The sequence below is a fragment of the Spirilliplanes yamanashiensis genome (assembly GCF_016863475.1).
Lineage (GTDB): Bacteria > Actinomycetota > Actinomycetes > Mycobacteriales > Micromonosporaceae > Spirilliplanes > Spirilliplanes yamanashiensis.
Genome location: NZ_BOOY01000043.1, coordinates 42828 through 61986, shown reverse-complemented (window position 1 = coordinate 61986; position 19159 = coordinate 42828). Strand labels below are relative to the sequence as shown.

The window sequence follows — 19159 nt, the reverse complement described above, 5'->3', positions numbered from 1 at the left end:
GGCCGACAGGCAGAGGTCAGCACGCCATCGGACGGTCAGGAGGGCACCCGTCGTGCAACAGTCGACCGCCCGCGGTACGACCGCGCCGGGCCGGCACCGCCGCGTTCCCGGCCCGGGCCGGCACCGCGCCGTGGCCGACGCCGCCGCATGGCACCGCCCGGCTGCGACGACGGCGGCCGTGCTCCTCGGAGCCGGTGCGCTGGCCGCCGCGGTGGCGCCGCTGACCGGCCAGGAGACTGCGCGCACGCTCGCCGGCCACGTGGTCGGCCAGGCGCACGTCGAGCCGGTGCTGCGCAACGCCGTCCTGCCGATCACGGGGGCGACCCCGGGCGCGGCCGTCGGCTCCGCGTCGCCGTCACCGTCCGCCGCCGCTTCCGGCAGCGCCGCGCGGCTGTCCGGCGCCCGCCCCGCGGCAGCGGCGGTCCGGCGCACGGCGTCGCCGCAGCCCGCGCCCCGGTGGGTCGACCCGATGCCGGCCGGCGAGGTGACGTCCTGCTTCGGTCCGCGCTGGGGACGACAGCACGCGGGCGTCGACCTCGCGGCCGCGGCCGGCACGCCGGTCACCGCTGCCGCCGCCGGCGTGGTCGTCTCCGCGGGAGCCAACTACGGCGGTTACGGCATCTCCGTGCTGCTCCAGCACCCGAACGGCTACCTCACCCACTACGCCCACCTCTCCGCGACCTCCGTGCAGCCGGGACAGCAGGTGCAGGCCGGTCAGCAGCTCGGCGCGGAGGGCTCGACCGGCAACTCCACCGGCCCGCACCTGCACTTCGAGGTGCACCAGGGCACCTGGAAGAACACCGTCGACCCGACCGACTGGCTGCGTGCCCGCGGCATCGACGTGGGCTGCGGCGCCTGACCGGCAAGACGTTGCCCTGGCACCATCTCAAGGCCGCCGAGGGCTTGCTGCGGCCGCAAGCCGCTGGGTGGCAGCCTTGACGACCCGCGGCCTGCCCATCGACATGGCGTGGTGGCGTGCTGAGTGGTCCTACGGACGCGCAGCGCCTGCACGCCGCCCCTCTGGCCGAGGGCAGGGAAGGGCGTGGTTGCGCACCAGCGCCCACCATGTCAGCGGGATACCGACGGCGGCGGGCAGAAACCAGAACGCCAGCGGAGGAAGCCGGTCCCAGACCGGCAGCTGTGGGCCGTTGTCGAGGTAGAAGCCGGTCAGCAGGGCGATGAAGGCGCCGCTCATCGTGATGCCGTGCCACAGCATCCAGCGCCGCCACCGGCGGCGGCGGGCCAGCCAGCCGACGGTGGCAAGGACCGCAGTGACGGTCGAGACGGCGAGCAGGTGCCGGTTGTGCTGCCACCGGATCGCGGACATGACGGTGGCGGTGACGACGATGACGGCCACGGCCGTGAGGAACACGGTCCCGGCCCGCGGATGCCGGCCGCGACGTTTGCGGGACAGGGCGGCGAGTGTCCCGGCGATGACGGCGACAAGGCCGGCGCCGACGTGCGCGGCGACAGCGGCGAGGAACACCGGACCGGCGTCGGGGACCCGGATGCCGAGGACCGTGACGGTCGGCTCGTCGGCCACAGCTTGCAGGACTGCTGCCAGCACGGTGCGGCTGGTCATGCCTAATCACACGCCCCGGCCGGCGGCACGTCAACGCCCGCACCGACGGGTGTCCGGTGCGGGCGTTGTGCGAGGGTGGGTCAGGCTTCGACGAACGAGGCGATGAAGCGCTCGGCGTCGAGCGCGGCGGCACAACCGGTGCCGGAGGCGGTGATGGCCTGACGGTACGTGTGGTCGACCAGGTCACCGGCGGCGAACACGCCGGGGACGTTGGTGCGGGTGCTCGGGTGGGCGACCTTGACGTAGCCCTCGTCGTCCATCTCGACCTGGCCCTTGAACAGCTCACTACGGGGGTCGTGACCGATCGCCACGAACACGCCGGTGACGTCGAGCGTCTTGGTCTCGCCGGTCTGGATGTTCTTCAGCCGGGCACCCACGACCTTGCCGTCCTCGCCGAGGATCTCCTCGACGACGCTGTTCCACTCCACCTTGATCTTCTCGTTGTTCAGCGCGCGGGCGGCCATCACCTTGCTGGCGCGGAACGAGTCGCGGCGGTGCACGATGGTCACCGTCTCGGCGAAGCGGGTGAGGAAGGTGGCCTCCTCCATGGCGGAGTCGCCGCCGCCCACCACGATGATGTGCTGGTTGCGGAAGAAGAAGCCGTCACAGGTGGCACACGAGGACACGCCGTGGCCGAGCAGCTCCTGCTCGCCGGGCACGCCCAGCGGCCGCCAGGCGGAACCGGTGGACAGGATGACGGCGCGGGCGAAGTACTCGGTCTGGCCCACGTACACCGTCTTCAGCGCCTCGGCGCCGGGCTCGGTGGCGCCGACCAGGTCGACGCGGGTCACGTCGTCGGTGATGAACTCGGCGCCGAAGCGCTCGGCCTGCTTGCGCATGGCGTCCATCAACTCCGGGCCCATGATGCCGTCGGGGTGGCCCGGGAAGTTCTCCACCTCGGTGGTGGTCATCAGCGCACCGCCGGACTGGACGCCCTCGATGACCAGCGGCTTCAGGTTGGCCCGCGCGGCGTACAGCGCCGCCGTGTAACCGGACGGCCCCGAGCCGATGATGATCAGATTACGGACCTCCTTCATGGTCAGCCCGCCGGGACCAGGTCGGCGAGCAGCTTCTCGATCCGGCCCTTGATCTCGTCGCGGATCAGCCGGACCGACTCGACGCCCTTGCCGGCCGGGTCTTCGAGCTTCCAGTCCTCGTAGCGCTTGCCCGGGAAGTACGGGCACGCGTCGCCGCAGCCCATGGTCACGATGACGTCGGAGGACTCGACGGTGTCGTACTCGAGGATCTTCGGCTTCTGGTCGGTGATGTCGATGCCCACCTCGGCCATCGCCTCGACGGCCGCGGGGTTGATCGTCTCGGCCGGGGCCGAGCCGGCCGAGCGGACCTCGACGCGGTCGCCGGCGAGGTGGCGCAGCCAGCCGGCGGCCATCTGGGAGCGGCCGGCGTTGTGGACGCAGACGAACAGGACGGACGGCTTCTCACTCATGGGTGGCTCCTGACGGGATGATGGTGAGCTGGTCGAGGAGGGCTTGGACGCGGCGGTCGACGGTGTCGCGGACCTGGCGGACGCCGTCGAGGTCGCTGCCCGGTGGGTGCGGCAGGTCCCACACCTCGTACCGCGGGCCGGGCAGCCGGGGGACGGCGTCGCCACCGCCGGCGATGACGACCACGTCGGCCGCGCGCAGGATGTCGTCGGTGAGCGGCTTGGGGTATGCGCCGTTCAGGTTGACGCCCAGTTCGGCCAGGACCGTGGCCGCCGAGGCCGACGGCGCCGGGTCGGGCTTCGACCCGGCGGAGTGCACCCGGACCGCTCCCCGGCCGTGGTGCGCCATGAGGGCGGCGCCCATCTGGGACCGGCCGGCGTTGTGGATGCAGACGAACAGCACCTCGGGCGCCTGCTTGGCGAGGCGGCCGGTGTGCTGTGCGAGGGCGGTGAGGCGGTCGGCGGCGAACCGCTCGGCCAGCTCGGGCAGCCGCGGGTCGGCGTGGGCGGTGCGGTGCAGCGCGACGTAGGAGTCGGCGGCGTAGCGGGCGACGGTGTCGGCGTCGATGACGCCGTCGAACCGGGCGGTGAGCGTCGTCGTGATGGCCCCGAGCTGGGCGTCGAGGTCGGTCATCCCCGGCCCCGGGCCTGCTCGGCGGAGTCGTGCGGGACGACGACGTCGTCCGCGCCGGCGCCCGCGTTCGGATACAGCGCCACGATCAGCCCGATGCCGGCGAGCAGGCCGACGAGCTGGGCGCCGACGTACGCGGGCACCGACGCCGGGGCGATGCCGGCGAACGTGTCGGTGAACGCCCGCCCGACCGTGACGGCAGGGTTCGCGAAGCTCGTGGATGACGTGAACCAGTACGCCGCGCCGATGTATGCGCCGACCGCGGCCGGGGCGACGGCGGCCCGGCCGGACCGGACGAGCGCGAAGATGAGCAGCAGCAGGCCGGTGGTGGCGACGACCTCGCCCAGCCACAGGTGCGCGCCCGAGCGCTCCTTGCCGGACAGCGTCACGGCGGCCAGGTCGAACATGAGGTTCGCCAGCACCGATCCGGCGATGCCGCCGAGGGTCTGCGCGACGGCGTACCCGGCCAGGTCCCGGCCGGTCAGGCCGGTGCCGTGGCGACGGCCGAGCCACCAGTCGGCGGCGGACACGACGGGGTTGAAGTGCGCCCCGGACACCGGGCCGAAGGTGAGGATCAGCGCGCCGAGCGCGAGCGCCGTGGCGATCGAGTTCTGCAGCAGCTGCAGGCCGACGTCGTCCGGGGACAGCTCGGTGGCCATGATGCCGGAGCCGACAACGGCGGTGACCAGCAGCGCGGTGCCGACGTACTCGGCGAGCAGGCGCCGCCAGGGCGCAACGGTGTTCATGAGGTTCGGGTTCTCCAGGGTGCTGCGGCCGGCAGCCTGTTGCCGCCGGCCGTCGACGGGATGTCAGGAGCGGGCGGGTACGCCCAGCTCGTCGAGCAGCGCACGGACGCGGCGTTCGAGGTCGTCGCGGATCGGGCGCACCGCGGGCAGGTCCAGCCCGGCCGGGTCGTCGAGGTCCCAGTCGGTGTACCGGGTGCCGGGGAAGATAGGGCAGGCGTCGCCGCAGCCCATCGTGACGACGACGTCGGCGGCGCGCACCACCTCGTCGGTCCACGGCTTCGGGTATTCACCGGTGATGTCGATGCCGCGCTCCGCCATGGCCGCGGCCGCGGACGGGTTGATGTCGAGCCCCGGCTCGGACCCGCCGGACCAGGCGATCGCGGCGTCACGGGCGAGGTGGGTGAAGAATCCCAGGGCCATCTGCGAGCGGCCGGCGTTGTGGGTGCACAGGAACAGCACGACCGGCTTGCCGTCGCGGTGGTGACCCTCCACCCGGGCCAGAGCCTGCAGCCGCTGGCGGGCGAAGCGTTCGGCCAGCAGCGGCAGGAAGTGCGGGATGCTGCCGACCGTGGCGAACTGCGTGTAGCTGGAGTGCAGGAACCGCTCGATGGTCTCGGCGCCGAAGATGCCGTCGAAGTCGGCGGCCAGCCGGGTGGCGGCGGTGGTGAGGGCGAGCTGCTGGTCGATGGACAGCTCGGAGTGCGCCCAGGACGGATCGGTGAGGTTGGCGGTGAGGTCGGTCATGACGGTTCTCCCGCGAGCGAGGGGGCCAGGCGCTCGATGCGCCCGGCGAGGTCGGTGTAGGCGGTTTCGAACGCCGCGTCGGTGCCGGCCCGGACCGGGTCGGGCACCGACCAGTGCAACTGCGGCCGGGCCGCGCTGCTGGTCAGGTCTTCGTGGGCGGAATCGCACACGGCGATGACCAGGTCCCCGTCATGGACGATGTCGCTGACGTGGGCGGTGCCGTGCGGGTCGAGCCGTAGGCCGTGCCGATGTGCGACAGCGACCGCCTTGGGATGCACCCGCGGCGCCGGGTGCGTGCCGGCTGAGGCGGTCGGCCGCTGGGTGCGCTGCGTCCACAGGGCGGCGGCCAGCTGGGAACGAGCCGAGTTGTGCGTGCAGACGAACACCACTCGCCGCGCTTCTGGCATCCTCGGCGGTTGCAGCGACGCCAGGACGTCCGGCCGCAGCCGCAGGTAGGTGCGGCGCCGGTCGGCCTCCGACCGGGTGCGCTCCAGCAGCCCGGCGTCGGCGAGGACCTTGACGTGGTGCGCGACCAAGTTCGTCGGCAGGCTCAGGTCGCGGGCGATCTCGCCGGGCGAGGAGTCGCCCAGGCAGAGCGCGTCCACGATCGCCAGCCGCGCCGGGTCCCCGAGCGCGGCGTGAATTCGCGCCCGCACCCGCACCGAGGTCTGTTCAGCGTCCATTGACTCAATGCTGGCTGAACTACTAGGTCGGGAGCAAGGCCGTGCCCGAAGTGTTCATCTGCTCGTCATGAGCGCCGGCGGCGAGGGCGATGGCCGCGACCGCGCAGCAGACCGCAGCCGCGATCATCACCACGCCGTACGTCCGGGTGGCGGCCGCCGCGGCCGCCGCCGCGAGTGGTGCCGCCGCCTTGGCGAGGGTCATCGGGACGACGAGAATCCCGGCGAGCGTGGCGTACCGGCGAGTGTCGTAGCGCTGGGCGAGCAGGACCGGCTTGGCGATGGTGGCCACGCCGAAGCCCAGACCGAAGCCGATGACGGCGCCGATCGCTCCGCCGACGGTGGCGCCGACGAACGGGAGCAGTAGCGCGGCGAGCGCTTGGATGCTGAAGACGCCGGCGGTGACGGTGGTGGTCCGGTAGCGGCGTTGCAGGCCGGTGGTGAGCACCCGGCCGGCCACCGAAAGCACTCCGAGCAGCCCGGCGATGCTTGCCGCGAACGCCGGTCGGTGCCCCCAGGAGACAAGCGCGGCGACGAGGTGGACGGTCAACGCACTGATCGCGGCGGTGTGCGCGGTGAATCCGATCGCCAGCAGCCAGAACCCGCGGTCGGTGAGCGCCGCCCGGACTGCCGCCGTGCCCGGTGCCGCGCCGAATCGGACTCGCGTGGCCTCGGCGGGCCTGCGGACGACGAAGGCGTGCAACGGCACGGTCACGGCCTGGACGGCGGCGAGGATGACCAGGGTGGTGCGCCAGCCGTGGACGTCGACGAGCCACCCGGTCAGCGGCAGGAACACGGTGCTGGAGAATCCGGCCACGACGGTGATCGCGAGCAGCGCTCCGGCCCGGCTCTGCGGGCTGGTCAGGGCAATGACGACGGCGAATGCGGCCTCGTACAGGCTGGCGGCCGCAGCGATCCCGATGCCGACCTGCACGAGGTAGAGCTGCCACAAGCTGGTGATTTGCGACCACCCGATCAGCAGCAGGACGCCGGCGGCGGACCCTGCCGTCATCAGGATGCGGCCGCCGTGGGCGTCGAGCCACCGCCCGACCGGCACTGCGAGCACCGCGCCGACAAGGATGCTGGCGGTGTAGGCGCCGGTGACGGCCGTCGTGGTGACGCCCAGGTCTCTGGCGAGTGGGGTGAGCAGGACGGCGAAGGCGTAGTAGAGGGTGCCGTAGCCGATGGTCTGCGTGACCGCCAGCGCGGCCATCACCGCAGCGGGCCGCCCGGACGGCACGTGCCCGCCGGTGTGATGACCGGCGGGCACGACCGATGGTGCGCTGGAACTCACGAGCAGCAGGAGCCGCCGGCCGAGGGCGTGAGGCTGATCAACCCGGCCACGGTGGGCAGCGCGCCAGGCTGTTCGGCGAGGGTGGCGATCTCCAGCGCCGTGTCCGGGTCGAGGCCGATCTCCGCGGCGGCGGCGCGCACGGCGTCGCTGGTGCTGGCTGCGGTCGGCAGCAGCGCCATCGTTGCCGTGGCGAGCTTGCCCGGCACGTCCGGGGCCAGGCCGAAGCGAGCGGCGATCGCGCGGGCGGCGTTCTCCGCGCCGAGGTCGGAGCTGCACACCCCGGTCTCGGGCAGGTCGAGCTGCACGTCGTCGGCGGCCTCGAAGTCGCCGGCCAGGGCGGCGGCGATGGAGCGGACTTGCTCGTAGCCGGTGGCCATGAGGAACGTGGGCGCGCGGCCGTAGGACTTCATGCCGACGGCGTAGTAGTTGGGCTCGGGGTGGCCCAGCTCCTTATAGCCGTGCGGGGGCACGGTGCCGCAGGAGTGCTCGTTGGGGTCGATCACGTCGGCGAGGGTGCGGGTGCAGCCGAGGATCGGGTCGAGGTCCAGCCGCAGCTCGGTGGTGATGCCGTGGTCCGGCCGGAAGCCGGTGGCCGCGACGACACGGTCGGCGGTGACGGTGCGCCCGTCCGTGGCGACCAGCTCGACGCCGGCGCCGGTGCGGCGCACGGTGTGCACCCCGAAACCGGTGACCAGGGTGACCCGGCCGGTGTCGACCAGAGCGCGAAGGCCGCTGCCGAGCGCGCCACGGGCCGGCAACTCGTCGGCGCCCTCCCCGCCGAAGGCGCGCTGCGCCGAGCCACCGCGCACCGCCCACGTGATGCGGGTGCCCGGCGCCGTCTCGGCAAGGCGCGCGAGGTCGAGCAGGGTATTCGCGGCGGAGTGCCCGGAGCCGACCACGACGGTGTGCGCCCCGGCGTGCGCGTCACGGTCGGCGCCGAGAACATCGGGCAGGGCGTGCTCGATCAGGTCGCCGGCGTCGAGCTCGCCGTGAGCCGGCAGCCCGTTGACGCCGAGCGGGCTGGGGCTGCGCCAGGTGCCGGACGCGTCGACGACGGCGCTCGCGATGACGTCCGTGCCGTCGGCGAGGCGCACGACGAAGGGCAGGTCGGCGCGGCCGGCGGTACGGACCCTGTCGACGCCGACCCGGCTGACCGTCGCCACGCGAGCGCCGAAGCGCAGATGCGGCGCGATCGCCGGGAGCTTGGCCAGTGGCTGGAGGTACTCCTCGACGAGCTGCGCGCCCGTCGGCAGGGTCTCGTCATCCGGGGCGGCCCAACCGGCGGCGTCAAGCAACCGTCGGGCGGCGGCGTCGATGTTGTAACGCCACGGGCTGAACAGGGCCACGTGGCCCCATTGCCGCACGGACGCGGCGACGCTGTCGCCGGCTTCAAGGACGAGAAATAGCAGGCCCTGCTCGTGCAGGTGCGCGGCGGCCGCGAGTCCCACTGGGCCCGCGCCGACCACCACGACCGGGATCTGAGGCCCGTTCTGCGCCTGGGCGGCCTGCGAGGCGGTGATGGTGATTGCCGCCGTCGTGCCGCTGGTGTCGCCGCAACAGCCGCCGCCGGCGGTGGTGCTTGCGGTCGTGGCGATGGTGGTGGTGATTTCGACGGGCTGCGCCGTGCTGACCGCCGGGCCACAGCAGCCAGCGCCGTCGGCGACCGCGCCCGCCTTGGCCTGCGGGTCACAGCAGGCGTCTGCCTGCGCAGCAGCCTCAGCGGTGCCGCAACACGGGTCCGCGGCGGTGGTCTTGTCACTCATGGCGGTGATACTCCTCAGCGTAGGACGGGCTCAGCGGATGACGTGGGTCAGCGCGGCAGTGCGGATGCGGTCGTAGTGGGCGGCGGCGCGGCACTCGGCCGTGCAGACCTGCGCGCATGCGTCGCAGAAGGTGACGGCGGCGAGGGTGGCGGTGCGGCGGCGGCGCAGGAAGGCGAACATGACCAACCCCTTTGCTAGACACTCATCTAGGTTCGATGTCGAGACTTGCACGGTACCTAGACGAGTGTCAAGCTAGACGCATGTCGAGTTCGGTTGCTGTGGACGCTAGCCGTGTCGCGCCATCCGGCGGCTCCTGCTGCCCGCCCCTGACCGCACAGGCCCTGACCACGGAGGCAGCCGGGCAGCTGGCGCCGATGTTCAAGGCGCTCGGCGACCCGGTCCGGCTGCGGCTGTTGTCGCTGATCGCCTCGACCGACGAAGTCTGCGTGTGCGACCTGACCGACGCGTTCACCCTGTCCGGGCCGACGATCTCGCACCACCTGCGGGTGCTGCGCGAGACCGGCCTGGTCGACGTCGAACGTCGCGCGACCTGGGCGTACTACCGAATCCGCCCCGAGGCCTTGACGCAGCTGTCGGCACTGCTCGCGGTGAACACAACCGCCCGGGCCGCAGCTTGAGTCACGGCTGACCTCGGCCCAGAGTGCGCGAGGCGCCGTGAGGTCGACGGCATTGACTCTCACGGGCGTAGGCGAGTGCCCGGCACTTCGATGGGCCCGCCGGCCCGGCGGTGCCGAACGTGACTGTGGTCGGCCAGCAGGGTCCGCTCGACCAGCCCGGCGCAGGCCGGTGCCCTTGGTGCGTCAGCGGATCGGCACCGTCCCCGCCACCGTCGACTGCTCGATCTCCGACGTGCGCAGCGTGAAGCGCAGTTCCCAGTCGCCGGCGGTGGGCAGGCTCACCTCGCCGATGGCGTGATTGTCGGTGATGCGCAGCAGGTCCACGGCGATCGGCTCCACGTTCTGCGCCGGCAACGCGGCCGTCGCCACCCACTCCACCACCGGCAGCGGAGTGCCGTCGGGGTTGTAGGCGTACAGGTGGATCGAGTTGTTGCCGACCGTCGCCGGGAAGGCGGTGACCTGCAGACGGAAGCTCTCATTGGTCAGCGTCGCGTCGTACGACGTGGTGACGGCCTGCCCACCGGCCGGCCCGGCGGCTGCCGTCCGGGCCGGTGGCGTCTGCACCAGTACGGCGGTGACCGCCAGGATGACGGCGGTAGCGCCGAGTTCGACGGCGACGGCCCGGCGCACCGGCCGGGTCACGCCCCCGGCGGCCGCTCGTTGCACCAGGCGCCGGGAGTACGCGGCCACCGCCAGCACCAGCGCGACGAGCCCCACCTTGACCATCATCAGCCGGCCGTAGGTGGTCGACACGAGGCCGTCGAGGGTGCCCACCTCGATCAGCGCCTGCGTCGTGCCGGCCAGGACCAGAGCCCCGACGGCGACGGTCGCCCACCGGGACCAGATCGGCAGGATGGCGCCGAGCTCCCGTTCGTCGGCGCGGGGGAGCAGGAAGCCGAACAGCATGACCAGACCGCCCAGCCAGACGGCCATCGCGGCGAGGTGGACCGCGTCGATGACGATCGAGACCGCCGCTACGGGCGACGCGGACGGGTGGCCCGTCAACGGCCACGTGCTCACCGCCGCGACGCCCAGCACGGTCAGGACCGCCAGGTCGCTGCGGGACTCGCCGCCCGTGCCGGCGATCAGCGGACGGACCAGGAGCGCCGCGGCGCACACCACGCCGATCCGGACCAGCATCACCGCGCCGAACGTCGACCCGAGCACGCCCTGCAGATCGGACCAACCACCGCCGAACAGGCCGGTGCCCGTCGTGTACGGCACCTGCAGCCACAGCGCCGCCAGGGCCGAGGCCAGGGTCAGCCCGAACCCGGTCCACACGAGCCTGCCTGGCGCACGACGCTGCAGCCGGTGGGGCCACAGCAGCGACAACACCATCACCGGCCCGATGATCAGCAGGAGGCCGGCGTATCCCAGGTACTTCGCCACGGCGATGGCGGTGCGTACAACGGGGTCGACACCGGCTGACGTGTCGTCGGCCGCGACGGGAGGGGTGGACGCTACGCCCACCGAGTACGGAAAAGCGCCGGCGATCGGGTGGCTGTCGGCCGAGATGACCCGGTAGCTCACCAGGTACGTGCCCTGCGCCTCACCGCGCAGACGAATCGTGACGGTAGTGCCCGCCACGCTCGGTTCGCCTTGGTCGGCACGCGAGCCGTCGGGGGCGAGCACCTGGATCCTGCCCGCCACCAGCTGCACCGGTTCGGTGAACACCAGACTCACCGTGGCCGGCGCCTCCGGGACGATGGCGTCCGCGGCGGGATCACTCGACTTCAGCACGGCATGGGCGGAGGCGGGGGAGGCCGGCGTCAAGATGGCGAGCAGGAGTCCGAGAAGTACTCCGGCGAAAGCCGCGCGGGCGGCAGTGCGCATCAGATGCTCCAGACGCACGACGACAATGCGGGGTACCACCGGCAGGCCGCGGCCATCACCAGCGGCACCACGGGCAGTGCAGCGATCGCGACGGTTAGCCCCGCAACAAGGGCCAGCGGGAGCCGGCGCGGCGGATGCAGCAGCCGGCCGAGCCGCTCCGCGGTGTCACCGCCGTCGCCGGCCACCAAGCCGACCGGGACGCCCGCCGGCCCGGCGTGCGGTGTCGCCATCGTCACCAGCGCGCGGGCGAGGTCGATCCGGGGATGGCGAGCGGCGGCGACCTCATCGGCGCGGATCTCGACCAGCCGCATCACCTGGGCGTGCGCCGTTCGCAGCATCGAGGCCCGCGGCGCCATCAGCGACAGGAGCCCGAGGGTGTCCAGCAGCAGTTGGTGCCGGCCGTCGGCATGGGCCCGCTCGTGCGCGAGGACGGCGGTGAGCTCGGCCCTGCTGAGGTGCTGCACCGCACCAGTCGTCACCACGTAGCGGGAGGCGTGACCCGGCAACACGTAGGCGGCGGGGTGGGGATGGTCGATGAGGGTCAGCCGCAGCCCAGCGTGCCGCCGACCGGCCAGCGTGACCATGTCACGGTGCCGGCGGCGCTGCGCCGTCATCGCACGGCCGCCACGCACCACCCTCGCTGCCGCGACAAGAACGACGACGCCGATGCAGACGGTGACCAGGTTGGCCATCACACGGGCTTCCGCGCCGTGGGCGCCACCCATCGCCTGCACGCACCAGAGCACAGCGGTGCAGATGGCGGGAACGCCCGTCCGCATGGGCACGATTGCTTCCGCAGCGGCCGACACGAGCGACAGGATGACCGTGGCGACGGCCGCGTACCAGGCGGCGATGCCAAGGCGCGGCGACCGGTAGACCCAGTCGGCGCCGGGCAGCCATCGCAGGGCGGCGAACGCCACCGCCCCGGCGAGGACGACGAGCGCGATCGCGATCACGACCGCTCCTCGTCGCCTGCGAAGGCCTCGAGCGCCGCCCGCAGCGCGGCGCTCTCCTCGACGCTCAGCCGCTGCACGAAACCGGCCAGGGAGCCGACTGGATCGCCGCTCTCGGACATGGCGTCACGCATGAGGCGGGCGCCGTAGTCGCTGCGCGAGGCGTTCGGCGTGTACCGGAACGCGCGCCCCTCTCGGCTGCGTTCCAGCCAGCCCTTCTTGTACAGGATGTCGACGACGGTCAGCACGGTGTTGTACGCGAGGTCGCGTCCAGGCCGGAGATCCTCCAGAACCTCCCGTACGGTCGCCGGCTCCGCGCGATCCCACAGGACGCTCATGATCGCTGCTTCCAGCTCCCCGAACCCTCGCAATGCAGCGCCCTTCGCTCACGACACGACGGCCAAGAGTAGCTGGCAGGACAAGCCGGCCCGCCGCGGCGCAACCCCGTCCGGTGGACCTTGTCACCTAAACACCTTAGGAGGTTAGGTAGCATCCTCGAGGGCCGCAACCGAGCCGGAGTCAGGGAGGGCCGAACGATGTCGCAGCCGTCCCACGTCGCCCCTCGGAGGCTTGGCCCCGTCGAAGCCGCATTCGGGGCCGTCCTGGCCGGGTTGTCCCTGCTGGTCGCCTTCCCGCCGTACGACTGGTGGGCGGCCGCGCCGGTCGGCGTGGCCATGCTCGCCCTCGTGGTGCGCCGGCGCAGCGTTCGCGCCGGCGCCTCGCTGGGCGCGGCGACCGGGTTGGTGTTCTTCGTGCCGCTGCTGAGCTTCACCGGGCTGCAGATCGGCTGGTGGCCGTGGTGGCTGCTCGCGGGCGTCCAGGCGCTGTTCCTGGCCGCCCTGGGCGCGTACTTGGCGGCCTGCAGCGTCCTGGCCGACCGCCACGCCTGGCTGTGGCCGCTCATCAGTGCCGCCGGGTGGGTCGCGCAGGAGGCGCTGAGATCGCGCGTGCCGTTCGGCGGCTTCCCGTGGGGGCGTCTCGCCTTCAGCCAGGCGGACGCCCCGGCGGTGCGGCTGGCGGCCGTCGCCGGGGCGCCCGCGGTCACGTTCGCGGTCGCCCTGACCGGCGGCGTTCTCGCGGTGGTCGTGTGGCGTACCGCGGTCGAGGGAAACGGTCGCCGGCACCTGCGCTGGTCCGCCGCCTGGGTGGCCGGTGCGGGTGCCGTCTCCGTCGCCGGGCTGCTGGTGCCGGTCGGCGGGACCGACTCCGGGCGTCCGGTGGTGGTTGCCGTGGTGCAGGGCAACGTGCCACGCATCGGGCTCGACTTCAACGCGCAGCGGCGGGCCGTTCTCGACAACCACGTGACCGCCACGGAGCGCTTGGCGCAAGACGTGAAGCACGGCGTGCGCCCGCGCCCCGATCTGGTGATCTGGCCCGAGAACTCGTCGGACATCGACCCGCTGGTCCATGCGGACGCCGCCGCGCGCATCGACGACGCCGCCCGGGCGATCGGCGTCCCGATCCTCGTCGGCGCCGTCCTGCAGGGCCCCGGGCAGGGCAGGGCCCGCAATGCCAGCCTCACGTGGCTGCCGGACGGCGGCCCGGCGGACACCTACATCAAGCGGCATCCGGTCCCGTTCGCCGAGTTCGTGCCGATGCGCGGGCTCATCCGGCGCGTGACGACACTGGTCGACCGCGTGCGCGCAGACTTCGTCGCCGGCGAGAGCCCGGCCGTCACCGACATGGCGGGCACGAAGGTGGGCCCCGTCATCTGCTTCGAGGTCGCCTACGACGGGCTCGTGCGGGACACCGTGCGCAACGGCGCGGACCTGATCGCCGTGCAGACCAACAACGCCACCTTCAACGAAGCCGAAGCGACGCAGCAGCTGGCCATGGTGCGCCTGCGCGCCGTCGAGCACGGACGGGCCGCGGTCATGGCCTCGACCGTCGGGGTGTCGGCCTTCGCCCTGCCGGACGGCTCCCTGCACGACGCCACAGCGTGGAACACCCAAGCCGTCGCGGTCCGAACGCTGCCGGTGGGACAGGCACGGACGCTGGCCACCCGCCTCGGCGCCGCGCCGGAATGGTCCGCGGTCGTGGTGGCCGGGTTCATCCTCGCGGCGGTGGCGCGTTCCCGTCTTCGTCTCCGGCGGGCGACGGCTCAGCGTGCGGTCGTGGAACCGCTGTCCCTGTCAGCAGCCGACGGGCGGTCCTGAGCCGTGGACTGCGCCGGGATCTCGTCCCTCACCTCTTTCGGGGCCTCGACGCCCAGCAGGCTCCCGAACTGGGTGGCCAACTGGCCGCCGCTGCGGCCGGGAGCGCTGAACGTGCGGGAAGCGCCGTCGTCCGTCTGGATCGTCACCGCCACCCGGCCGCCGTCGGCGTTGCTGGCGGCATGCACGACGGACGAGGCCGGGATGACGGTGCCCCGCGGGCCGTCCCGCCGCTCCCGCACGACCGCGGCCACCCACAGCCACACCGCCGCGGCGCCGCCCACCGCGAGCACGACCCCGGCGAGGATCCACACGATCAACCCGAAGGTGTGGTTCGCCTTGTCCTCGGCGTTGATCGCCAGGGCGGTCAGGCCGACGGACCCGAGCACGGCCCCGCCGGCGGCACGCGCCGCCCGGCTCCGTCCCGCGGAGGTGGGAACGACGGTCACACTTCCGTCCTGGAATACGAGCGAGACGATCTGCCGGAAATCGGTGTCAATTCGGGATAGCCGCACATGCACACGGTAGAGGATCCCTTTCGGCGGCGCCCGTCGGCCCGACGGGTGCGGGCATATCTCGCTCCCCGGTTGGTCGTCGGCCACATCGTCGTGATCGGGCTCGTCGCGTTGTTCGGCAGGCTCGGCTGGTGGCAGATTCGCAGCGCACTGGACGGGAGCACGATCAGTATCGGATACGCCGCGCAGTGGCCCACCTTCGCCTCGTTCGGCGTCTTCCTGTGGGTCCGATTCGTCCGCGAACACGTGGCCGCCAAGGCGGCGAGCAAGGTGGAGCCGGACGAGGCCGTACACGCTGTTGACCCGCCGCCACTGGTGTGGACGTTCGGTCAGGACGCCGGTGCGCCGTCCAGAGCGGCACCGTCGCAGACACCTTCGCCGCCCGACGACCCCGTGCTCGCCGAATACAACAGGATGCTGGAATGGCTCAACGCTGACCCACGAAGGCGATTGTCGGACTACCGCCCGTCATGACGACAGGCAATTTCGGAGACCCTTAGCACGATGAAGCGAGAAAGGCGGAGAATGGCACAGTCGCGGGGTCCGAAAATAGGCAGGCGTCCCAAGAAGAAGGCGGTCCCGGTGGCCGCTGCGCGGCCGTGGGGCGTCATCGCCACCGTCGCCGCCGTAGCGGTCCTGGCGGTGACCATCATCGGGTACGCCGCGTTCGCGTCGTGGCGGGGCACCCGTCCGTGGGGCGACCGTCTCGCGGAGATCTCCGGCCTGACCGACTACAAGGCGCAGAAGCCCGCATGGCTCACGCAGGATCACAAGGAGGGTCCGCTCGACTACGCGGTCAAGCCGTCGGTCGGGGGCGATCACAACGGTGCCTGGCAGAACTGCACGGGCGACGTCTACCCGGCGCCCATCGCCGCCGAGAACGCCACGCACAGCCTGGAGCACGGCGCCGTGTGGGTGACGTACCGGCCGGGCCTGCCGGCGGAGCAGGTGCGCCAGTTGGAGGAACGGGTCCGGGGCAAGGACTACACCCTGATGAGCCCGCAGGAGAACACGCCCGGCCCGATCTCGCTGCAGGCGTGGGGCTACCAGCTGGTCGTGGACTCCGCGAGCGACGAAAGGATCGACACGTTCCTGTCGGCCGCGCGGATCAATGCCGGCCCTGAGGTCGGGGCGCCGTGCTCGCGCGGCATCACCGACACCGGTACGGCGCCGCCTCCCTCCGCGGGAGGCTGAGCCGTGCACGATCAGAACGTCGACCCGGCACCTCCGCGACGGCGCGGCCTCGTTGTCCTGCTGGGCGTGGCCGGCGCGGCGCTGGCCGTTGCAGTGGGCCTCAGCATCGGTCTCGCGATGCCGGTCCTGACGGCGCCATCGGACGACTCGAGCGACGTCGGCTTCGCCCGGGACATGTCGACGCATCACGCGCAGGCCGTGGAGATGTCCATGCTGGGCGTGCGGCAGGCGGGTCTGGAGGAGGTCCGCCGGATGGCCCTGGACATGGGGCTGACGCAGCAGGCGCAGATCGGCACCATGCGCGCCTGGCTGAAGCAGTGGAACGTCCCGCCCACCGGCACGGGCCCACGCATGGCGTGGATGCGGGACGGTGGCATGTCGCACGACGCCGACATGGCCGACCAGCCTGCCGAGGACGCCCCGATGCCGGGCATGGCCACCGAGGCGGAGATGGCCCGGCTGGGCACCCTGTCCGGGGCCCAGTTCGATGCGCTCTTCTGTGACCTGATGATCCGTCACCACGCGGGCGGCATCGAGATGGTCGACGCCGTGCTCCGAACCGACCCCGAGGACGAGGTCCGGGAACTCGCCGAGGCGATCAAGGTGGGCCAGCAGAGCGAAATCAACGCCCTGACACAACTGAAGTCCAGGCTGTCGGAGCAGTAGGGTGGCGACCGTGACCTGGGAGGGCGACCGTGGGGCAGCGGGGCGTCGGCTGACGCCGCGGTGGATCCTGGCGTTCCTGGTTCTCGGCCTCGGTGCTCTCCTGCACGGGTCGCAGTGCGGTCTCACCGTCACCACGAGCGCGGGGTCGGCAGTCGTCGTTCATGAAGCGTCCGCCACGCCGATCGCGGTCGTCCTCGCTTCCGGCGACGCCGCCGGCATCCATGTGCCGGACAGCTCCGGAACCGCCGCCCAGCCGGATCCGCACCCCGGTACGGGTGGCTCATCGCACGCTCTGGCGGCCTGCCTCATGATGCTCGCGGCTGTCGCCGTAGCCCTGTTCCGCCTGCGCCGCACCGGTGGTGGCCCGGGGTCGGCCGATGACCGACCGCCCTGGCTGACCATGCTGGTTCCGCAGCTGCTCGCCGTGCCGACGTCCTCGACGGTCCTGCGTACATAGGCCCACCGGCAGCCATCGTCGACGCCCTCCTACGGGGGCCGACAGTCCAGTGCCCCGGTGAACCACGCAACCACCAGCCGTCATGACGGAACGATCCCCCGGCGCTCATCACGCCCAGGCCCGCGCACGCGCGCTTTTGCGGCGACGTGGTGAGTGACGGCCGCGCGCATCGTCCCCGGCGTGTCGGCCAGCACGAGAGGAACCTCAGTTGGCACCAACCCAGCGAAGAGGAGCAGCAGTCCTCGCGCTCGTCCTCGCCGTGGCCACCATTGCCGCCCCGGTCCCAGGTGTCGCCGCCGAACCCAACGATGCGGCTTCCACGACCGACGACGAAGGCGCCCCGAAGATGCTGCGGGAGGTGCTGGACTCCACCGGACGCGGCTACGTCAAGGCCAGGACGGCGCTCGACCGGTCGAAGAAGCGGCAGCTGACGCTGAGTCTTGAGCTGCAGAAGGCCGAGGCCAAGCGGGACGCCCTGCTCCCCGGCGTCCAGCAGATGGCGGCCGAGTCGTACCGCACAGGCAAGGTGACGCCGTTCAGCGTCCTGCTCGACAGCTCGACCTCCGGCGGCTTCCTGGAACGGGCGCAGGGCCTTTACGAGATCAACAGGGTCAACGATGCCCGCCTGCGCGAGCTCAACGAGGCCGTTGCCGCCGCCGGCAAGGCCCAGGCGGACGTCGATCGCGAGGTCGCGGAGGAGCAGCGCCAACTCAAGATCATGACGGAGCAGAAGCGGGCCGCCGAGAAGGCGCTGGCGCTCGTCGGCGGCAAGGAACTGACGGGTGGTCTGGTGGCCGCCACGTCACCGGTCGCGAGGGCCGCGCCGCGTGGCCCGGACGGCCAGTTCGGCGACGAGGGTTGCAACCAGGACGACCCCACCACGGGCGGGTGCGTCACCGCGCGGACACTCAACGCCCTGCGGGAGGCGAAGAAGGCCGGCTTCAACCGCTTCGTCGGGTGCCACCGCACCGGCGGACCCTTCGAACACCCCAAGGGCCGGGCCTGCGACTGGTCGCTGCGCAGCAGGGGTTTCAGCGCCGCCCGTAACGCCGACGAGAAGATCTACGGCAACAACCTGGCCGCCTTCCTCGTCCGCAACGCGGACCGCCTCGGGATTCTCTACGTGATCTGGTACGAGAAGATCTGGTTTCCCGCGACAGGATGGAAGTCCTACGGGGGCCCCAAGGATCACAAGGACCACGTCCACATGTCGATGTTGTGATGGGCGCTCGAAGCTACCGGGGGTGCCGCCGCCTCCGCCGTGACGTCCAGCCGATCGGCGTGAGCGTGCTGGTCGTCGCGGCGCTCGGGCTCGTAGGCGTCGCCGGCGTCGCGGCCGCCAGGGACGGCGATCGACTCGCCGTCCCAGCGCAGTCGGCGCCACCGCCGCCCCTCGACGATCGTGACGCCGCCAGCGCGTCCCGCGGACAGGCCCGGCCGCGGCCCCCCGCCGCCCCTGCCACGCCGCGAGTCGGCGAGTGGCGGGTGCCCCTGACCGACTACACCGTGACGTCGCAGGTAGGGCCGCGCTGGGGCGGAAACCACGACGGCATCGACCTGGCGGCGCCCGCGGGCACGCCGGTCGTCGCCGCGCATGCCGGGATCGTCACCGAGGCCGGGTACACCAGCGACTACGGCTTACGCGTCGTCGTGGACCACGGCAGCGGCACCACCACGGTGTACGCCCACTCCTCGCGGCTGCTGGTCGGCGCGGGACAGCAGGTCCGGCCCGGCGACCCGATCGCACTGGTCGGCGAGACCGGCAAGGCATTCGGGCCGCACCTGCACTTCGAGCTCCGCGTCAACGGCCAGGCCACTGACGTGCCGTCCTACCTGGCCCAGCGCGGCGCTGTTGTCGGACGTTGA

Annotated in this window: 23 protein-coding genes; 9 read left to right on the top strand and 14 right to left on the bottom strand. The window is 72.3% G+C overall.

What is annotated here, in order from left to right:
• Nucleotides 1-52: 52 nt before the first annotated feature.
• Complete coding sequence (locus Sya03_RS31430; protein ID WP_239107944.1) at nucleotides 53-859, top strand: M23 family metallopeptidase; 807 nt, start codon at nucleotides 53-55, stop codon at nucleotides 857-859.
• Between the two features lie 129 nt (nucleotides 860-988).
• On the opposite strand, the gene Sya03_RS29790 is transcribed toward Sya03_RS31430, so the two are convergent.
• From Sya03_RS29790 to Sya03_RS29745, 10 genes are all read right to left on the bottom strand, one after another.
• Nucleotides 989-1582, bottom strand: coding sequence for a hypothetical protein (locus Sya03_RS29790; protein WP_203941778.1), 594 nt, complete (start codon nucleotides 1580-1582; stop codon nucleotides 989-991).
• Nucleotides 1583-1662: 80 nt separating this feature from the next.
• Nucleotides 1663-2619, bottom strand: a complete 957-nt coding sequence (gene trxB / locus Sya03_RS29785; RefSeq protein ID WP_203941777.1) for a thioredoxin-disulfide reductase — start codon at nucleotides 2617-2619, stop codon at nucleotides 1663-1665.
• A gap of 2 nt (nucleotides 2620-2621) precedes the next feature.
• Nucleotides 2622-3029, bottom strand: coding sequence for an arsenate reductase ArsC (locus tag Sya03_RS29780; RefSeq protein ID WP_203941776.1), 408 nt, complete (start codon nucleotides 3027-3029; stop codon nucleotides 2622-2624).
• Nucleotides 3022-3660, bottom strand: coding sequence for an arsenate-mycothiol transferase ArsC (locus tag Sya03_RS29775; RefSeq protein WP_203941775.1), 639 nt, complete (start codon nucleotides 3658-3660; stop codon nucleotides 3022-3024). Before Sya03_RS29775 ends, Sya03_RS29780 begins: the two co-directional genes overlap by 8 nt.
• Complete coding sequence (locus Sya03_RS29770) at nucleotides 3657-4403, bottom strand: aquaporin (RefSeq protein WP_203941774.1); 747 nt, start codon at nucleotides 4401-4403, stop codon at nucleotides 3657-3659. The genes Sya03_RS29775 and Sya03_RS29770 overlap by 4 nt, the downstream gene beginning before the upstream one ends.
• A gap of 63 nt (nucleotides 4404-4466) precedes the next feature.
• Entirely contained in the window at nucleotides 4467-5147 is a 681-nt protein-coding gene (locus tag Sya03_RS29765; protein ID WP_203941773.1) for an arsenate reductase ArsC, read from the bottom strand.
• Complete coding sequence (locus tag Sya03_RS29760) at nucleotides 5144-5830, bottom strand: arsenate reductase/protein-tyrosine-phosphatase family protein (protein ID WP_203941772.1); 687 nt, start codon at nucleotides 5828-5830, stop codon at nucleotides 5144-5146. Before Sya03_RS29760 ends, Sya03_RS29765 begins: the two co-directional genes overlap by 4 nt.
• Before the next feature lie 22 nt (nucleotides 5831-5852).
• Nucleotides 5853-7097: an MFS transporter gene (locus Sya03_RS29755; RefSeq protein ID WP_239107943.1), complete on the bottom strand. Its 1245-nt coding sequence runs from the start codon at nucleotides 7095-7097 to the stop codon at nucleotides 5853-5855.
• A gap of 20 nt (nucleotides 7098-7117) precedes the next feature.
• On the bottom strand, nucleotides 7118-8641 hold the full coding sequence (locus tag Sya03_RS29750) for an NAD(P)-binding domain-containing protein (protein ID WP_370872173.1): 1524 nt from the start codon (nucleotides 8639-8641) through the stop codon (nucleotides 7118-7120).
• Nucleotides 8642-8914: 273 nt separating this feature from the next.
• On the bottom strand, nucleotides 8915-9064 hold the full coding sequence (locus tag Sya03_RS29745) for a hypothetical protein (protein ID WP_203941770.1): 150 nt from the start codon (nucleotides 9062-9064) through the stop codon (nucleotides 8915-8917).
• A gap of 80 nt (nucleotides 9065-9144) precedes the next feature.
• Here Sya03_RS29745 and Sya03_RS29740 point away from each other — a divergent pair, with 80 nt between their 5' ends.
• Nucleotides 9145-9522 carry an ArsR/SmtB family transcription factor gene (locus Sya03_RS29740; protein WP_203941769.1) on the top strand — a complete coding sequence of 126 codons (378 nt, stop codon included), beginning with the start codon at nucleotides 9145-9147 and terminating at the stop codon, nucleotides 9520-9522.
• Nucleotides 9523-9705: 183 nt separating this feature from the next.
• Here Sya03_RS29740 and Sya03_RS29735 read toward each other — a convergent pair whose 3' ends face one another.
• From Sya03_RS29735 to Sya03_RS29725, 3 genes are read right to left on the bottom strand one after another with little or no spacing between them, the layout of a single operon-like run.
• A complete protein-coding gene (locus Sya03_RS29735; protein WP_203941768.1) occupies nucleotides 9706-11355 on the bottom strand; it encodes a copper resistance CopC/CopD family protein in 1650 nt (549 codons plus the stop codon).
• Nucleotides 11355-12311, bottom strand: a complete 957-nt coding sequence (locus Sya03_RS29730; protein ID WP_203941767.1) for a M56 family metallopeptidase — start codon at nucleotides 12309-12311, stop codon at nucleotides 11355-11357. Before Sya03_RS29730 ends, Sya03_RS29735 begins: the two co-directional genes overlap by 1 nt.
• The gene (locus Sya03_RS29725) at nucleotides 12308-12679 is read right to left on the bottom strand and encodes a BlaI/MecI/CopY family transcriptional regulator (RefSeq protein ID WP_275411492.1); all 372 of its coding nucleotides are present in this window, start codon (nucleotides 12677-12679) and stop codon (nucleotides 12308-12310) included. The genes Sya03_RS29730 and Sya03_RS29725 overlap by 4 nt, the downstream gene beginning before the upstream one ends.
• A 240-nt stretch (nucleotides 12680-12919) precedes the next feature.
• Between Sya03_RS29725 and lnt the strand changes: the two genes are divergently transcribed.
• Nucleotides 12920-14464, top strand: a complete 1545-nt coding sequence (gene lnt / locus Sya03_RS29720) for an apolipoprotein N-acyltransferase (RefSeq protein ID WP_239107942.1) — start codon at nucleotides 12920-12922, stop codon at nucleotides 14462-14464.
• On the opposite strand, the gene Sya03_RS29715 is transcribed toward lnt, so the two are convergent.
• The gene (locus Sya03_RS29715) at nucleotides 14410-14910 is read right to left on the bottom strand and encodes a hypothetical protein (RefSeq protein ID WP_203941764.1); all 501 of its coding nucleotides are present in this window, start codon (nucleotides 14908-14910) and stop codon (nucleotides 14410-14412) included. The genes lnt and Sya03_RS29715 overlap by 55 nt on opposite strands.
• 66 nt (nucleotides 14911-14976) lie before the next feature.
• Between Sya03_RS29715 and Sya03_RS29710 the strand changes: the two genes are divergently transcribed.
• The 6 genes from Sya03_RS29710 to Sya03_RS29685 all read left to right on the top strand — a co-directional run bounded on the left by Sya03_RS29710 (nucleotide 14977) and on the right by Sya03_RS29685 (nucleotide 19159).
• On the top strand, nucleotides 14977-15450 hold the full coding sequence (locus tag Sya03_RS29710) for a hypothetical protein (protein WP_203941763.1): 474 nt from the start codon (nucleotides 14977-14979) through the stop codon (nucleotides 15448-15450).
• Between the two features lie 51 nt (nucleotides 15451-15501).
• On the top strand, nucleotides 15502-16170 hold the full coding sequence (locus tag Sya03_RS29705) for a thioredoxin-like domain-containing protein (protein WP_203941762.1): 669 nt from the start codon (nucleotides 15502-15504) through the stop codon (nucleotides 16168-16170).
• A 3-nt stretch (nucleotides 16171-16173) separates the two neighbouring features.
• Nucleotides 16174-16836 (top strand): DUF305 domain-containing protein, encoded by a 663-nt coding sequence (locus tag Sya03_RS29700; protein WP_203941761.1) that lies wholly within the window; start codon nucleotides 16174-16176, stop codon nucleotides 16834-16836.
• 10 nt (nucleotides 16837-16846) lie between these two features.
• The gene (locus Sya03_RS29695) at nucleotides 16847-17293 is read left to right on the top strand and encodes a hypothetical protein (RefSeq protein WP_203941760.1); all 447 of its coding nucleotides are present in this window, start codon (nucleotides 16847-16849) and stop codon (nucleotides 17291-17293) included.
• A 259-nt stretch (nucleotides 17294-17552) separates the two neighbouring features.
• Nucleotides 17553-18515: a coiled-coil domain-containing protein gene (locus Sya03_RS29690; protein WP_239107941.1), complete on the top strand. Its 963-nt coding sequence runs from the start codon at nucleotides 17553-17555 to the stop codon at nucleotides 18513-18515.
• 59 nt (nucleotides 18516-18574) lie between these two features.
• Nucleotides 18575-19159: a M23 family metallopeptidase gene (locus Sya03_RS29685; protein WP_203941758.1), complete on the top strand. Its 585-nt coding sequence runs from the start codon at nucleotides 18575-18577 to the stop codon at nucleotides 19157-19159.

Excerpts from the sequence above, each read along its gene's own strand:
- Sya03_RS29790 (WP_203941778.1), bottom strand. The coding sequence starts at position 1,582 with ATGACCAGCCGCACCGTGCTGGCAGCAGTCCTGCAAGCTGTGGCCGAC.
- trxB (WP_203941777.1), bottom strand. The coding sequence starts at position 2,619 with ATGAAGGAGGTCCGTAATCTGATCATCATCGGCTCGGGGCCGTCCGGT.
- Sya03_RS29780 (WP_203941776.1), bottom strand. The coding sequence starts at position 3,029 with ATGAGTGAGAAGCCGTCCGTCCTGTTCGTCTGCGTCCACAACGCCGGC.
- Sya03_RS29775 (WP_203941775.1), bottom strand. The coding sequence starts at position 3,660 with ATGACCGACCTCGACGCCCAGCTCGGGGCCATCACGACGACGCTCACC.
- Sya03_RS29770 (WP_203941774.1), bottom strand. The coding sequence starts at position 4,403 with ATGAACACCGTTGCGCCCTGGCGGCGCCTGCTCGCCGAGTACGTCGGC.
- Sya03_RS29765 (WP_203941773.1), bottom strand. The coding sequence starts at position 5,147 with ATGACCGACCTCACCGCCAACCTCACCGATCCGTCCTGGGCGCACTCC.
- Sya03_RS29760 (WP_203941772.1), bottom strand. The coding sequence starts at position 5,830 with ATGGACGCTGAACAGACCTCGGTGCGGGTGCGGGCGCGAATTCACGCC.
- Sya03_RS29745 (WP_203941770.1), bottom strand. The coding sequence starts at position 9,064 with ATGTTCGCCTTCCTGCGCCGCCGCCGCACCGCCACCCTCGCCGCCGTC.
- Sya03_RS29740 (WP_203941769.1), top strand. The coding sequence starts at position 9,145 with ATGTCGAGTTCGGTTGCTGTGGACGCTAGCCGTGTCGCGCCATCCGGC.
- Sya03_RS29735 (WP_203941768.1), bottom strand. The coding sequence starts at position 11,355 with ATGCGCACTGCCGCCCGCGCGGCTTTCGCCGGAGTACTTCTCGGACTC.
- Sya03_RS29710 (WP_203941763.1), top strand. The coding sequence starts at position 14,977 with ATGCACACGGTAGAGGATCCCTTTCGGCGGCGCCCGTCGGCCCGACGG.
- Sya03_RS29705 (WP_203941762.1), top strand. The coding sequence starts at position 15,502 with ATGGCACAGTCGCGGGGTCCGAAAATAGGCAGGCGTCCCAAGAAGAAG.